The 13,221-nt window shown below is 67.1% G+C and carries 12 protein-coding genes; all 12 read left to right on the forward strand.

Annotated elements, in window-relative coordinates:
- Positions 1–82: 82 nt before the first annotated feature.
- The 12 genes from SPMU_RS01790 to murC all read left to right on the forward strand — a co-directional run bounded on the left by SPMU_RS01790 (position 83) and on the right by murC (position 13,217).
- Positions 83–586, forward strand: coding sequence for a division/cell wall cluster transcriptional repressor MraZ (locus tag SPMU_RS01790; RefSeq protein ID WP_088333099.1), 504 nt, complete (start codon positions 83–85; stop codon positions 584–586).
- Positions 583–1,572: a 16S rRNA (cytosine(1402)-N(4))-methyltransferase RsmH gene (rsmH, locus tag SPMU_RS01795; RefSeq protein WP_245832661.1), complete on the forward strand. Its 990-nt coding sequence runs from the start codon at positions 583–585 to the stop codon at positions 1,570–1,572. The genes SPMU_RS01790 and rsmH overlap by 4 nt, the downstream gene beginning before the upstream one ends.
- Positions 1,573–2,247 (forward strand): hypothetical protein, encoded by a 675-nt coding sequence (locus tag SPMU_RS01800; protein ID WP_088331354.1) that lies wholly within the window; start codon positions 1,573–1,575, stop codon positions 2,245–2,247. It begins immediately after the preceding gene.
- On the forward strand, positions 2,244–3,968 hold the full coding sequence (locus SPMU_RS01805; RefSeq protein WP_211275690.1) for a peptidoglycan D,D-transpeptidase FtsI family protein: 1,725 nt from the start codon (positions 2,244–2,246) through the stop codon (positions 3,966–3,968). The genes SPMU_RS01800 and SPMU_RS01805 overlap by 4 nt, the downstream gene beginning before the upstream one ends.
- Complete coding sequence (locus tag SPMU_RS01810) at positions 3,965–5,386, forward strand: UDP-N-acetylmuramoyl-L-alanyl-D-glutamate--2,6-diaminopimelate ligase (protein ID WP_088331358.1); 1,422 nt, start codon at positions 3,965–3,967, stop codon at positions 5,384–5,386. The genes SPMU_RS01805 and SPMU_RS01810 overlap by 4 nt, the downstream gene beginning before the upstream one ends.
- Entirely contained in the window at positions 5,376–5,504 is a 129-nt protein-coding gene (locus SPMU_RS17365; protein WP_281250972.1) for a hypothetical protein, read from the forward strand. The genes SPMU_RS01810 and SPMU_RS17365 overlap by 11 nt, the downstream gene beginning before the upstream one ends.
- 173 nt (positions 5,505–5,677) lie before the next feature.
- Positions 5,678–7,066 (forward strand): UDP-N-acetylmuramoyl-tripeptide--D-alanyl-D-alanine ligase, encoded by a 1,389-nt coding sequence (locus tag SPMU_RS01815; RefSeq protein ID WP_088331360.1) that lies wholly within the window; start codon positions 5,678–5,680, stop codon positions 7,064–7,066.
- Positions 7,066–8,136, forward strand: a complete 1,071-nt coding sequence (gene mraY, locus SPMU_RS01820; RefSeq protein ID WP_088331362.1) for a phospho-N-acetylmuramoyl-pentapeptide-transferase — start codon at positions 7,066–7,068, stop codon at positions 8,134–8,136. The genes SPMU_RS01815 and mraY overlap by 1 nt, the downstream gene beginning before the upstream one ends.
- On the forward strand, positions 8,133–9,437 hold the full coding sequence (murD, locus tag SPMU_RS01825) for a UDP-N-acetylmuramoyl-L-alanine--D-glutamate ligase (RefSeq protein WP_088331364.1): 1,305 nt from the start codon (positions 8,133–8,135) through the stop codon (positions 9,435–9,437). Before mraY ends, murD begins: the two co-directional genes overlap by 4 nt.
- Complete coding sequence (gene ftsW / locus SPMU_RS01830; RefSeq protein ID WP_245832662.1) at positions 9,434–10,660, forward strand: putative lipid II flippase FtsW; 1,227 nt, start codon at positions 9,434–9,436, stop codon at positions 10,658–10,660. Before murD ends, ftsW begins: the two co-directional genes overlap by 4 nt.
- A complete protein-coding gene (murG, locus tag SPMU_RS01835; protein WP_088331366.1) occupies positions 10,657–11,802 on the forward strand; it encodes an undecaprenyldiphospho-muramoylpentapeptide beta-N-acetylglucosaminyltransferase in 1,146 nt (381 codons plus the stop codon). Before ftsW ends, murG begins: the two co-directional genes overlap by 4 nt.
- Positions 11,799–13,217, forward strand: a complete 1,419-nt coding sequence (gene murC, locus SPMU_RS01840) for a UDP-N-acetylmuramate--L-alanine ligase (protein ID WP_088331368.1) — start codon at positions 11,799–11,801, stop codon at positions 13,215–13,217. Before murG ends, murC begins: the two co-directional genes overlap by 4 nt.
- Positions 13,218–13,221: the final 4 nt, after the last annotated feature.

Consider the following 13,221-nt stretch of genomic DNA (forward strand, 5'->3'; position numbering starts at 1 on the left):
TGTTAGCGTTTTGCGACAACCGGAGGGCGGCGATAGCCGTTTTTCGGAACAGGGTCTTCTGCGCGCCTTAGGCGAGGTGGGCGTGTCGGAACGGGTGGATTATCTTGGGAAAGGGGTCGGTCTTGTCGATGACAAGGGCCGGGTCGCGATTCCCAACACCCTACGCGCAGCGCTCGCCCAGAATGCGCCGCGTCCGGACGGCAAGGACGGCGGCACGGTGCTGGTGGGTGTTCACCCCGACTTTCCGTGCCTGATCGCGCATGATCGCGGCTATATCGATTTCGCCAAGAACCAGCTGATCCAGCGCCAGGCGGAAGCCGGCGCCCACACCGGCTCCGCGGCCTATTACGCGCCGCGTATGCGCGGCGCGTCTGTCGAGCCCGTGCCCTTCGATGGCAGCGGCCGCTTCATCCTGCCCGCGGCCGAGCGCGAACTTGCCGGGATCACTGATATCGCTTTCTTCCTGGGCGATTACGAAAGCTTCATGATCTGGGATCCGCGTGCGCTGGTGGCGCATGACGGCGTCGACGAGATGGTGAAGCGCCATGCGATGATCATGTGTCGGGACAAGGGAATCACGCTGTGAGCGGCGCCCCGCATGTCCCCGTCCTGCTCGAGGAAGTGCTCGCCGCGCTTGCCCCGGCGCCCGGCGACATCATGGTCGACGCCACCTTTGGCGCGGGCGGCTATACGCGTGCGCTGCTGGGCGCGGGTGCGCAGGTGTTCGCCTTTGATCGCGATCCCGATGCGATCGCCGCCGGTCGCGCGCTGGAAGAAGCGGAGGCCGGGCTGACGCTGGTTCCTGCGGCATTTTCGCGGCTGGATCGCGAGCTTGCGGCGCGCGGCGCGGTGCCGGTCAACGGCGTCACGATGGATATCGGCGTATCCTCGATGCACCTCGACCAGGCGGCGCGCGGCTTTTCCTTTCAGCAGGACGGGCCGCTTGACATGCGCATGAGCCAGGAGGGCGACAGCGCGGCCGATTTCCTGAACAACGCCGATGAGGCGGACATCGCCGACGTGCTGTGGCGCTATGGCGAGGAGCCCAAGTCGCGCCGTGTCGCGCGCGCGATCGTGGCGGCGCGGCGGCTTGCGACTACCGGCGATTTTGCCCGCGTGGTGCGCAAGGCGCTCGGTCACCGGCCGCACGACAAGAAGGATCCGGCGACCCGCGCTTTCCAAGCGGTGCGCATCCATGTGAACGACGAGCTGGGCGAGCTGGAGCTGGGCCTCGCCGCGGCGGAGCGGGTGCTGGCGCCAGGCGGGCGGCTGGTGGTCGTCAGCTTTCATTCACTGGAAGATCGCATGATCAAGCGCTTCCTTCGCGAGCGCAGCGGCGCGACGCCGGCCGGGTCACGGCATCGGCCGGCAGCGGTGGATCTGCGCGCGCCGACTTTCGAGATCGTCGGCCGTGCGGTGCGCCCGAGCGCAGCGGAAGTGGCGCGCAATCCGCGCGCCCGATCCGCCACCCTGCGCGCGGCGCGGCGGACGGCGGCGCCGGCATGGGGCGATCGGGGAAGCGGCGAGCAAGTATTTGATGTGGCGGGGCGGGCTGCGAGTGGAGACGAGTAAATGACAGCGGCGTATCGATTAAAGGGACTTGGCTGGTTCGGCGGCGTGGTGATCGTGTCGCTGAGCTTCTACCTGGTCAGCCTGCAGGTGGCAGCGGAGCGCAAGCGGCTGGCGCAGATCGATGCCAAGATCAGCTCGGCCGAGCGCGATATCCGCGCGCTCGAGACCGAGTTCGACGTGCGGGCGAACCTTGCGCAGCTGGAGCAGTGGAACGGCGACACGCTGGCGTTGGTCGCGCCCAGCGCCGCGCAGTTCGTGCGTGACGAAGGGCAGCTTGCCGCAATCAGCTTCCGTCCCGGCGCGCCCGTGCCCGGCGCCTTTGCCGGTGGTACGCAGACCGCTCAGCTGATCGTGCCCTCGCGCCCTGCCGACTTCGCGCCCGCCGTTGTCGAGGAGGCGCCCGCTGCGGCGCCCGCCACCCTGATCCAGGTCGCCGCCAAGCCCGCGGCGCCGCGTTCGTCCGACGTGAAGGTCGCCGCTGCCGTGACGGAGCCCGCCCGCCCCACGATGATCAAGGCTGCCGTGATCAAGGCCGCCGTGACGACCACCGCCGCCCCCAGCGCATCGATCCGCAAGACCCATGCCGTCGCGATGCTGGACAAGTCGCTGCTGAGCGATGCGACCTTGGGCGATCTGATGAGCGGCGCACGTAGCGAGCGGGGCCGCTTGCGTTGACAACGATGGTTGCCCGGGCGACGCGCCCCGTGCGCTTCAGCGAACAGCGGCAAGCGCTGCTGGCGACGCAGCATCAGCGCCTGATGGTGCTGCTGCTGCTGTTTGCCGCGGCCATCCTGCTGGTGATCGCGCGTCTGGCGATGCTGGCGTTTGACGGCGGCCCGCAGCGGGTGGCTGCGATCAGCACCGCGCCGCGCGGCGACATCGTTGATCGCAACGGGCAGCAGCTGGCGCGCACGATCGACGCATGGACGATCGGCGTCCATCCGCGTCGCTTGCTGGGCGACCGCAGCGACATCGCGAAAAAGCTGTCCGACCTGATGCCCGACGTGGGCGACCAGCACCATTTCTATCGCCTGATCACCCGCGACGTGAACTTCACCTACCTCAATCGCCGCGCCTCTCCCGCGCTGGTGCAGGCGGTGAATGCGATCGGCGAGCCGGGCATCGTGTTCGACCGCGAGACCCAGCGGCTGTATCCGCAATCCACGCTCGGCGCGCATGTGCTCGGCTATATCGGGACGACGCAAAAGGACCCGACGGTTCACGGGCGGCTCGGCATGGAGCGGGCGCTCGACGAGCAGCTGCTGAACCCGGCGCTGTCCGGCACGCCCGTCGCGCTGTCGATCGACAGCCGCGTGCAGGCCGCGATGGAGAGCGAGCTGGGCAAGGCGATGGCCAGCATGCAGGCGCGCGCCGCGGCCGGCATCGTGCTCGACGTCGATACCGGCGAAGTGATCGCCATGGTGTCGATGCCGTTGTTCAACCCCAACCGCGTCGGCATGGCGGGCAGCGAGCAGCTGCGCAACACGGTGACGCAGAGCGTTTATGAGCTGGGATCGGCATTCAAGCCGATCGCCATGGCGACCGCGATCGACACGGGCATCGTCACCAACATGTCGCGCCGGTTCGACGCCACCGCGCCGCTGCAGGTCGGCCGCTTCCGGATCAAGGACGACCATGCGCAGAACCGCTGGCTCAACATTCCCGAAACGCTGATCCATTCGTCCAACATCGCCACCGCGCGGATCGCCGACGAGATCGGCGCCCAGCGCATGCAGGAGATGTTCCGCAAGCTGGGCTTCGATACCAAGCCGGACATCGAGCTGATCGAAAAGGGCCGCCCGCTCTGGCCGCACTTCTGGGCGCGCACCACCGTGATGACCACCGCTTATGGCCATGGCATCGCGGTCACCCCGCTGCACCTCGCCAATGCCTATGCGACGCTCGTCAATGGCGGTGTATGGCGGCCGACGACGCTGCTGAAGGTCGAGCCGGGCCATGCGCCAAAGGGGCGGCGCGTGATCAGCGAGACGACCAGCGCGCGCATGCGCCAGCTGCTGCGCCTGATCGTGACGGACGGCACCGGGCGCAAGGCCGAGGCGCCGGGCTACCGCGTGGGCGGCAAGACCGGCACCGCCGAAGCGGCGGAGAAGGGCGGTTATGCGCGCAACCGCAACGTCTCGACTTTTGCCGCGGCCTTCCCGATGGATGCGCCGCGCTATGTCGTGCTGACCATGATGGACAGCCCGAAGCGGGTGGAAGCGAACCTGTTCCAGACCACCGCCGCTTATACTGCGGCACCGGTCGTCAGCCGCGTGATCAGCCGTACGGGCGCGATGCTGGGCGTGATCCCCGATGCGCAGCGCGACATCGATGTGCGCGAGCTGCAGGGGCTGCTGTGGCATGCGCCGGGCGACAAGAAGGTAGCGGCGGAATGAAGCTGGGCGCGCTGACCGGCGGCGACGAGGCCGCAACCGTCACTGGCTTTGCGATCGATCACCGCAAGGTGGCGCCTGGCACCATCTTCGGCGCCTTCGAGGGCGCGCGGGTCAACGGCGAGGATTACATCCCCGCTGCCATTGCTGCGGGCGCGATCGCCGTCGTCGCGCGCCACGAGGCCGTGGTCGAAGGCGCGGTGCATATCGCGGCCGACAATCCGCGCGCCTGCTTTGCCGAGCTTGCCGCACGCTTCTTTGCGCCGTTTCCGGCCACCTGCGTTGCGGTGACCGGCACGAACGGCAAGACCTCCACCGTGGAGATGACGCGCCAGCTCTGGCGCATGCAGGGGCAATCGGCTGCGTCGGTCGGCACCTTGGGCGTCGCGACGGCCGGCGAGCGCGTCACGACCGGGCTGACGACGCCGGACGTCGTCACCTTTCTGTCCAACGTCGCTGGGCTTGCCCGCGAAGGCGTGACGCATCTGGCGTTTGAAGCGTCGAGCCATGGCCTGACGCAATATCGCACGGAAGGGCTTCACGTCTCGGCCGCCGCCTTCACCAATCTCAGCCGCGACCACCTCGACTACCACGGTGACATGGCTGCCTATTTCACGGCCAAGCTCCGGCTCTTTTCCGAAGTGCTGGCGCCGGATGGCACAGTGGTGGTGTGGGTAGACGACCCCCATTCCGAGCGCGTCGTCGACCTGGCGCGCGCGCGGCGCAACCGGCTGATCACGGTTGGCGAGCATGGCGATGATCTGCGTCTCGTCTCGCGCGATCCAACGTTGTTCGGGCAGGGCCTGGTGATCGCCGCCGATGGGGTGGAGCACCGCGTCACGCTGCCACTGATCGGCGCCTATCAAGCCGCCAACGCGCTGATCGCGGCGGGCCTCGTGATCGCGACGGGCGGCGATCCGGCGACTACCATTGCAGGGCTCGGACGGCTCCAGCCGGTGCGTGGCCGTCTGGAGCGCGCGGTGATCGCCCCCAGTGGCGCGCCCGTCTATGTCGATTATGCGCACACGCCCGACGCGCTGGAGGCGGCCATTGCAGCGCTGCGGCCGCATGTGAGCGGGCGGCTGATCCTCGTGTTCGGCGCTGGCGGCGATCGCGACCAGGGCAAGCGGGAGCCGATGGGCGAGGTTGCCGCCGCACAGGCGGACGTGGTGATCGTCACCGATGACAATCCCCGCAGCGAGCAGCCGGCAGCGATCCGTGCCGACATCCTGAAGGGCGCGCCGCACGCGACTGAGCAGGGCGATCGCCGGGAAGCCATTCGCCTGGCGATCAGCGAGGCGACGGCCGACGATATCGTGCTGATCGCCGGCAAAGGCCATGAGCAGGGGCAGATCGTGGGTGATCTGGTGCTGCCGTTTGATGACGTAAGTGTAGCCAGGGAGGTTGCAGGTGAAGCGTAAGTTCGTTGTACCGTCGAAGCCCGAAATGACCGATGGCGCCAAGCCCCCACGCGAGCGGCGCAAGCTGGGCGTCCGGTTCGAATTGGTGACGGGCGATGCGGTGAGCGGGCTGCGTTGAACGGGCTGGTCCCGTTTTTTCAACGCGTTCCGCAGGCCGGCTTCGTGCCGGCCGCCGCCGGTGAGCCTGAGCGCCAACCAATGAGTATTCGGGGCGGCGAACCTCGGGACAAGGCCTGGACGAAAATGCCCGTTTGGCACGCGACCACGCCGATCAAGATGTTATAGGGCCGCATGGATACGCTCTGGACCTCCGATGCCATCGCCGCCGCGACGAACGGCACCGCATCGGCTGACTTCGCCGTGACGGGCGTCGCCTTCGATTCGCGCGAAGTGGGAGCGGGCGACCTCTTTATCGCCCTTCAGGGAGAGGCGACCGACGGCCATCGTTTTCTCGACCAAGCCTTTGCCCAGGGCGCTGGCGGCGCGATCGTTTCCCGCGATGCGGCCGGTCCGCATTTGCGGGTGAACGATACGTTTGCCGCGCTGGAAAATCTCGCCCGCGCGGCGCGGGCCCGTACCGACGCGAAAGTGATCGGGGTCACCGGATCGGTGGGCAAGACATCGACGAAGGAGGCGCTGTTCGCAGCGCTAGATCGGGCTGCGCCGGATACCACGCACCGTTCGGTGAAGAGCTACAACAATCACACCGGGGTGCCGCTCAGCTTGGCGCGCATGCCGGCGGCGTCGCGCTATGCCGTGCTGGAGATGGGGATGAACCATCCGGGCGAACTGGCGCACCTGACCACGCTGGTGCGGCCGCATGTTGCCGTCGTGACGGCGATTGCTCCCGCGCATACCGAGTTCTTTCCGGATGAGAGCGCGATTGCCGACGCCAAGGGCGAGATCTTCCAGGGCCTCGAGGCGCCTGATGGCAGCAAGGGCGGCGTCGCGATCGTGCCGTTTGATAGTCCGCACCGCGACCGGCTGATCGCCGCGGCGCGGCCCTATGCGTCGCGCATCGTCACCTTTGGCATGTCGCCCGAGGCCGATGTGCGTCCCATCGAAACGATGCCCGTGCGCACCGGCGGCACCTTTGTTTCCGCAAAATTAGGCGAGCGCGAGCTGAGCTTCACCGTCGGCCAGCCTGGCGCGCATTGGGTGTCCAACGCATTGGCGGTGCTCGCCGCGGTGGATGCGGCGGGCGGCGATCTGGGGCTGGCCGGATTGGCGCTGGCTGATCTGGGCGGGCTGCAGGGCCGCGGCGCGCGCTTCATGGCGCGGATCGGCGGGGGCGACGCGCTGATCATCGACGAAAGCTATAATGCCAACCCCGCCTCCATGGCGGCGACGCTGGCGGTGCTGGGCGCCGAGCCCGGCCGGCACGTTGCCGTGCTGGGTGAAATGCGCGAGCTTGGCGTCAACTCGCCGACCTATCATGCCGATCTGGCAGAGCCGCTGGTGGCGGCGCGCGTCGAAGCGGCGCTGCTGGTCGGCGAAGCGATGGCGCCGCTCGCGCAAGCGCTTGAGGGACAGATCGAATTCGTCCATGTGCCCACCGCCGCGGCGGCGCTGAAGGTTCTGCCTGGAATGCTCGCGCCGGGTGATGCGGTACTCGTCAAGGGATCGAATGGAGTTGGGCTCTCGCGGCTTGTCGCGGCGCTCGCCGGGGGCATTGCATAGTGTTGTACTGGATCGCGGAGCAGCTCGGTTTCCCGGGTCTTCTCAATCTCATCCGCTATCTGTCGTTCCGCACCGGCGGGGCGATCGCCACCGCCTTGTTCATCGGCCTGATCATCGGGCCCAAGTTCATCGGCTGGCTGCGGGTGCGGCAGGGCAAGGGACAACCGATCCGCGCTGACGGGCCGCAGACGCATCTGGCGAAGCGCGGCACGCCGACGATGGGCGGGCTGATGATCCTCACCAGCCTGGCATTGTCGATCCTGATCTGGATGGATCTGCGCAATCCATTCGTCTGGGCCTGTCTCTTCGTCACCCTGGGCTTTGGCGCAATCGGTTTTCTCGACGACTATGACAAGGTGCGCAAGGCGAGCACCGCTGGCGTCTCCGGGCGGACGCGGCTGCTGCTGGAATTCGCCATTGCCGGCATCGCTGCGTGGATCATCAGCTACGAGAACGGCACCGCGCTGTATCTGCCTTTCACCAACGGTTATTATCTCGATCTCGGCTTCTTCTTCCCCGTTTTCGCGGCCTTCACGATCGTCGCGTTCGGCAATGCGGTGAACTTGACCGACGGGCTGGACGGGCTTGCCACCATGCCGGTGATCATCGCTTCGGTGGCGTTCATGCTGATCGTGTATCTGGCGGGCAACGTCCGCTTCGCCGACTATCTGGGCATCCCGCATGTCGCGCGCGCCGGCGACCTCGCGATCTTCTGCGGGGCGATGATCGGGGCGGGGCTGGCGTTCTTATGGTATAATGCGCCGCCGGCGGCGGTCTTCATGGGCGATACCGGCAGTCTCGCGCTCGGCGGCGCGCTGGGCACAATCGCCGTCGTCGCGCATCACGAAATCGTGCTGGGGATCATCGGCGGCCTCTTCGTCGTAGAGGCGATGAGCGTGATCATCCAGGTGTTCTGGTACAAGCGCACGGGCAAGCGCGTGTTCCGCATGGCGCCGATCCACCATCATTTCGAGCAGATGGGCTGGAGCGAGCCGACCGTTGTTATCCGCTTCTGGATCGTCAGCCTGGTGCTGGCGCTTGCCGGCCTTTCGACGTTGAAGCTGCGGTGATCGTTTCGCCGACCTGGGCCGGCAAACGCTATGCGGTGCTGGGGCTTGCCCGTTCGGGTATCGCGGCCGTGCGGGCGCTGGCCGTGGCCGGCGCGTACGTCGTGGCGTGGGACAGCGACGCTGCGGCGCGCGAGCGGGCGGAAGGCATCGACGGCGTCATCATTCACGACATTGCCAAGCTGGACCTGACGGGGGCGGCTGGCCTCGTCCTGTCGCCCGGCGTGCCGCTGAACACGCATCCGGTGGCCGAGCAGGCGCGCGCCGCGGGGGTGCCGATCATCGGCGACATCGAGCTGTTCGCCGAGGCGCGCGGGCAGCTGCCGCCGCATCATGTGGTCGGCATTACAGGCACCAACGGCAAGTCGACAACCACCGCGCTGGTTGCGCATATCCTGAAGGTGGCCGGGCTGCCGGTGTTGATGGGCGGAAACATCGGCCTGCCGATCCTCGGGCAGGAAGCGCTGGTGCCCAACGAGCAGGGGCCCGGGGTCTACGTACTGGAGCTTTCGAGCTATCAGATCGATCTGACGCACGGGCTCGACTGCGACGTGGCGGTTTTGCTCAACATCACCCCCGATCATCTCGATCGCTATGACGGGTTTGAAGCCTATGCCGCGTCCAAGGCGCGCCTCTTCTCGATGCAGTCGCCCGATCACGAGGCCGTGATCGGCATCGCGGATGCGCCGTCGGCGGCGATTGCCCGTTCGCTGTCGGCACGTGGCGAGCATCTGACCAAGATCGCGCCCGGCGTGTGCATGGACCAGTCCCGCTGGCCGTCGCTGCAGGGGCCGCATAATGCGCAGAACGCGCTGGCTGCGATCGCCGTGGCGCGCGCGCTGGGGGTGGAAGAGCAGGTCATCGATCGCGCGCTGGAAAGCTTCCAGGGCTTGCCGCACCGGATGGAGAGGGTGGCGGAGGTGAACGGTGTTACCTTCGTCAATGACAGCAAGGCGACCAATCCCGAAAGCACCGCACCGGCGCTGGCCGCGTTTGATCGCGTGCATTGGATTTTGGGGGGCAAGGCAAAGGGGGAGGATCTCGATGCCTGCCTCCCGCATCTTGGCCATGTCGTGCGCGCTTACACCATCGGCGCGGCGGCTGCGGTTTTCGCGCGCGCGCTGACCGGGAAGGTCGCCGTGGAAGAGGTGGGTACGCTTGCTGCCGCGGTAGCGAGCGCGGCGGGGCACGCGCAGCCGGGCGACGTTGTCCTGCTATCCCCGGCGGCGGCTTCGTTTGATCAATTCCGCGATTACGAGCATCGCGGCGAGGCATTTCGCGACGCAGTGGGGGAACTGTCTTGACCGATCACGCGACCACGCAGGGCCTGCGCGGCCGACTGACCGACCGTGGCGGACGCGGCGACCGTTCGCCGCTGGGCACGTGGTTCTGGGATACCGACCGCGTGCTCCTGCTGCTGACGTTTGCGCTGATCGCCGTCGGCCTGTTGTCGGTCGCGGCGGCCTCTCCCGCGACGGCGATGCGCTATTCGGGCGAGCAGCTGAAGCTGCCGCCGCTGCACTATTTCTGGCGCCAGGTGATGTGGGTGGCCGTCTCGCTGCCGGTCGTGATCGGCGTGTCGATGCTGCCGGTCAACGTCGCGCGACGCGCCGCGGTGATTGGGGCCGCGATGTTCAGCTTCATGCTCGTGCTGGTGTTGATCCCCGGCATCGGCGTGGAAGTGAACGGCGCCAAGCGCTGGCTCGGCGTGGGCATCTCGCAATTCCAGCCGTCCGAGTTCCTGAAGCCGTGCTTCATCGTGACGGTCGCCTGGCTGCTGTCGCTGCGTACCAAGGAGGAAGGGCTGCCGCTGACCGCCATCACCTTTGGCATGACGGCGACGATCGGCTCGTTGCTGATGCTTCAACCGGACTTCGGGCAGACGATGGTTTTCGGGCTGGTGTGGATGACGTTGCTGGTGATCGCCGGCACGCCGACCAAGACGCTTGCGACCTTTCTCGCAATGGCGCCGCTGGGCGTCGGTGCGGCATATATGTTCTACGGCACGGCGCGTACCCGGATCGACAGCTTCCTGTTTCGCGATCCCAACGAAGCGGAGGGCGCGCATTTCCAGACCGATGCGGCGCACCGCACGCTCACCTCCGGCGGCTGGACCGGAACGGGGCCTGGCGCGGGTACGTCCAAGTTCGGTTTGCCCGAGGCGCATACCGATTACATCTTCTCGGTCATTGGTGAGGAGTTCGGCCTGATCGCCTGTATGGTGATCGCGCTGCTGTTCCTCGCCATCGTGGCGCGCGTTTTCGTGAAGATGCTGGACGAGCAGGACAGTTTCAAATTGCTGGCCGCGTCGGGGCTCGCGACACAATTTGGTTTGCAGGCGCTGATTTCCATGGCCGTGAATACCGGCCTGGCGCCATCCAAGGGAATGACGTTGCCGTTTATCAGTTATGGTGGCTCCTCCATGATCGCGCTGTCGATCGGCATGGGCCTGTTGCTCACCTTTACCCGGCGTAATCCGTTCCTGTTGCGCAGCCCCTATGTTGCGCGCTGGGGGCGTGCCGCATGAGCCGGCCACGCCATTTTGTCCTCGCCGCTGGTGGCACTGGCGGACACATGGTTCCGGCGGCTGCGCTTGCCGAGGAACTGATGCGGCGCGGCCATCGTGTCGCCTTGGTCAGTGACGCCCGCGGCGTCCGCTTTCCTGGGTTGTTCGAGGGTGTTCAGACGCATGTCCTGCCAGCCGGGCGGCTGGCGGGCGGGCCGCTGGGCTGGGCCAAGGCTGCGCGCGAGATGTGGCGCGGCCGGGCCATGGCGCGCGAACTCTATCGCACGTTCAAGCCCGCGGCCGTTATCGGCTTCGGCGGTTATCCGGCGTTTCCCGCGCTGGCGGCCGCGTTCGCTGAGAAGATCCCGACCGCGGTTCACGAGCAGAATGCCGTGCTTGGCCGCGTCAACCGGCTGGTGGCGAGCCGCGTGGATGCGATCGCCACCTCTTATGGTACGACCGAGCGGCTGAAGCCGAAGCATGTCGCCAAGGCGCACCATGTCGGCAATCCGGTGCGCGATTCCGTGGTGGCGCTGCGCGCGCGGCCCTATCCGCTGCTGGAAGAGGACGGCATCTTCCGCGTGCTGGTGACCGGCGGCTCGCAGGGCGCCAGCGTTTTGTCGAAGGTCGTGCCAGACGGGCTGGCGATGCTGCCGGTCGCGTTCCGCCGCCGCCTGCAAGTGACGCATCAGGCGCGGATCGAGGACATCGATGCGGCGCGGGCGAAATATGCCGAGCTTGAGATTGCCGCTGACCTTGCGACCTATCTGCCCGACCTGCCGGAGCAGCTGGGCTGGGCGCATCTGGTGATCGCCCGCGCGGGCGCGTCGACCATTTCGGAACTGACCGCGGCAGGCCGCCCGGCGATTCTGGTGCCGCTGCCTGGCGCGACCGATGACCACCAGACGGCTAATGCGCGCGAGATCACGGCTGCCGGGGGCGCGCGGACCATTCCGCAGACCGCGTTCACGCCAAGCGAACTGGCCAAGCAGATGCAGAAGCTCGGGCTTGATCCCGCGGCGCTTGAGAATGCCGCCGGCCGGGCGCGCGCGTGCGGGAAGCCCGATGCCGCGCGCGATCTGGCCGACCTCGTAGAAAGCTTAGACGCGCCCGTCGCGAAGCTGCCGGTAGGTCTCGCCAAGCCGAAGGAAGCATTTGCATGAAGGGCGTCGCGACAGACATCGGGACGATCCACTTCGTCGGTATCGGCGGGATCGGCATGTCGGGCATCGCCGAGGTGATGCACAACCTTGGCTATAGCGTGCAGGGGTCGGACGTCGCCGAAGGTTACGTCATCGAAGGGCTGCGCGCGCGCGGCATCAAGGTTACGATCGGCCACGATGCAGCGAACGTCGATGGCGCGGCGGTGGTGGTGATCTCCACGGCGGTGAAGCGCGGCAACCCCGAGGTGGAAGCCGCGCTCAACCAGCGCATCCCGGTGGTGCGGCGGGCCGAGATGCTGGCCGAGCTGATGCGGCTGAAGTCGACGGTTGCGGTCGCCGGCACGCACGGCAAGACCACCACCACCTCGATGGTCGCTGCGCTGCTCGATGCGGGTGGCGTGGACCCAACCGTGATCAACGGCGGGATCATCAATAGCTATGGCTCCAACGCGCGTCTGGGCGGAAGCGATTGGATGGTGGTGGAGGCGGACGAGAGCGACGGCAGCTTTCTGCGCCTCGACGGCACGATCGCCGTCGTCACCAACATCGATCCCGAGCACCTCGATCATTATGGCAGCTTCGACAAGGCGAAAGACGCTTATGTCGAGTTTGTTGAGAACGTGCCGTTTTACGGCGCCGCGCTTTTGTGCCTCGACCATCCCGAAGTGCAGGCGCTGATCCCCCGCGTGCGCGATCGCCGCATCGTGACGTACGGCTTCGCGGCAAGCGCCGACGTGCGCGGCGTGAACGTCTCGCCCTATCCCGGCGGCAATCGCTTCGAGGCGATAATCCGCCATCGGGACGGCACCACGCGATCGATCGAGGGCATCGATCTGCCGATGCCTGGCCGCCACAACGTCCAGAACGCGCTTGCCGCGATCGGCGTGGCGCTGGAGCTCGGCATCGATGATGCAACGATCCAAAAGGGCTTCGAGAAGTTCAACGGCGTGAAGCGCCGCTTTACCAAGGTCGGCGAAGTGACCTTTGAGGGCGGTGGGGGCGCCACGATCATCGACGATTACGGCCACCACCCGGTGGAGATCCGCGCCGTGCTTTCCGCGGCACGTGAATCGGCGCAGGGCAGGGTGATCGCGGTGGTCCAGCCGCATCGCTACTCGCGCCTCGGCAATTTGATGGACGAGTTCCAGGGCGCCTTCAACGACGCCGATGTCGTGTTCGTCACCCCGGTATACGCTGCGGGTGAGGCGCCCGTGCCCGGTGTTGATGCAGAAACGCTGGTCGAGGGTCTGCGCCATCGCGGCCACCGAGCGACGGCAACCGTGAGCGATGCCGATGCCCTGGCCGAGGCGCTGGCCGCTGACCTGCGCCCAGGCGACCAGGTCATCTGCCTCGGCGCGGGCGACATCACCAAATGGGCCGCCAACCTTGCCCCTGCGATCGAGGCCCGCCGGTGACGAG

It is taken from the genome of Sphingomonas mucosissima, from assembly GCF_002197665.1.
GTDB classification, from domain to species: Bacteria; Pseudomonadota; Alphaproteobacteria; order Sphingomonadales; family Sphingomonadaceae; genus Sphingomonas; species Sphingomonas mucosissima.

What these genes read in the sequence shown, in the direction of transcription:
- SPMU_RS01800 (WP_088331354.1), top strand. Translation starts at nt 1,573, where the DNA reads ATGACAGCGGCGTATCGATTAAAGGGACTTGGCTGGTTCGGCGGCGTG.
- SPMU_RS01810 (WP_088331358.1), top strand. Translation starts at nt 3,965, where the DNA reads ATGAAGCTGGGCGCGCTGACCGGCGGCGACGAGGCCGCAACCGTCACT.
- murG (WP_088331366.1), top strand. Translation starts at nt 10,657, where the DNA reads ATGAGCCGGCCACGCCATTTTGTCCTCGCCGCTGGTGGCACTGGCGGA.
- murC (WP_088331368.1), top strand. Translation starts at nt 11,799, where the DNA reads ATGAAGGGCGTCGCGACAGACATCGGGACGATCCACTTCGTCGGTATC.
- SPMU_RS01815 (WP_088331360.1), top strand. Translation starts at nt 5,678, where the DNA reads ATGGATACGCTCTGGACCTCCGATGCCATCGCCGCCGCGACGAACGGC.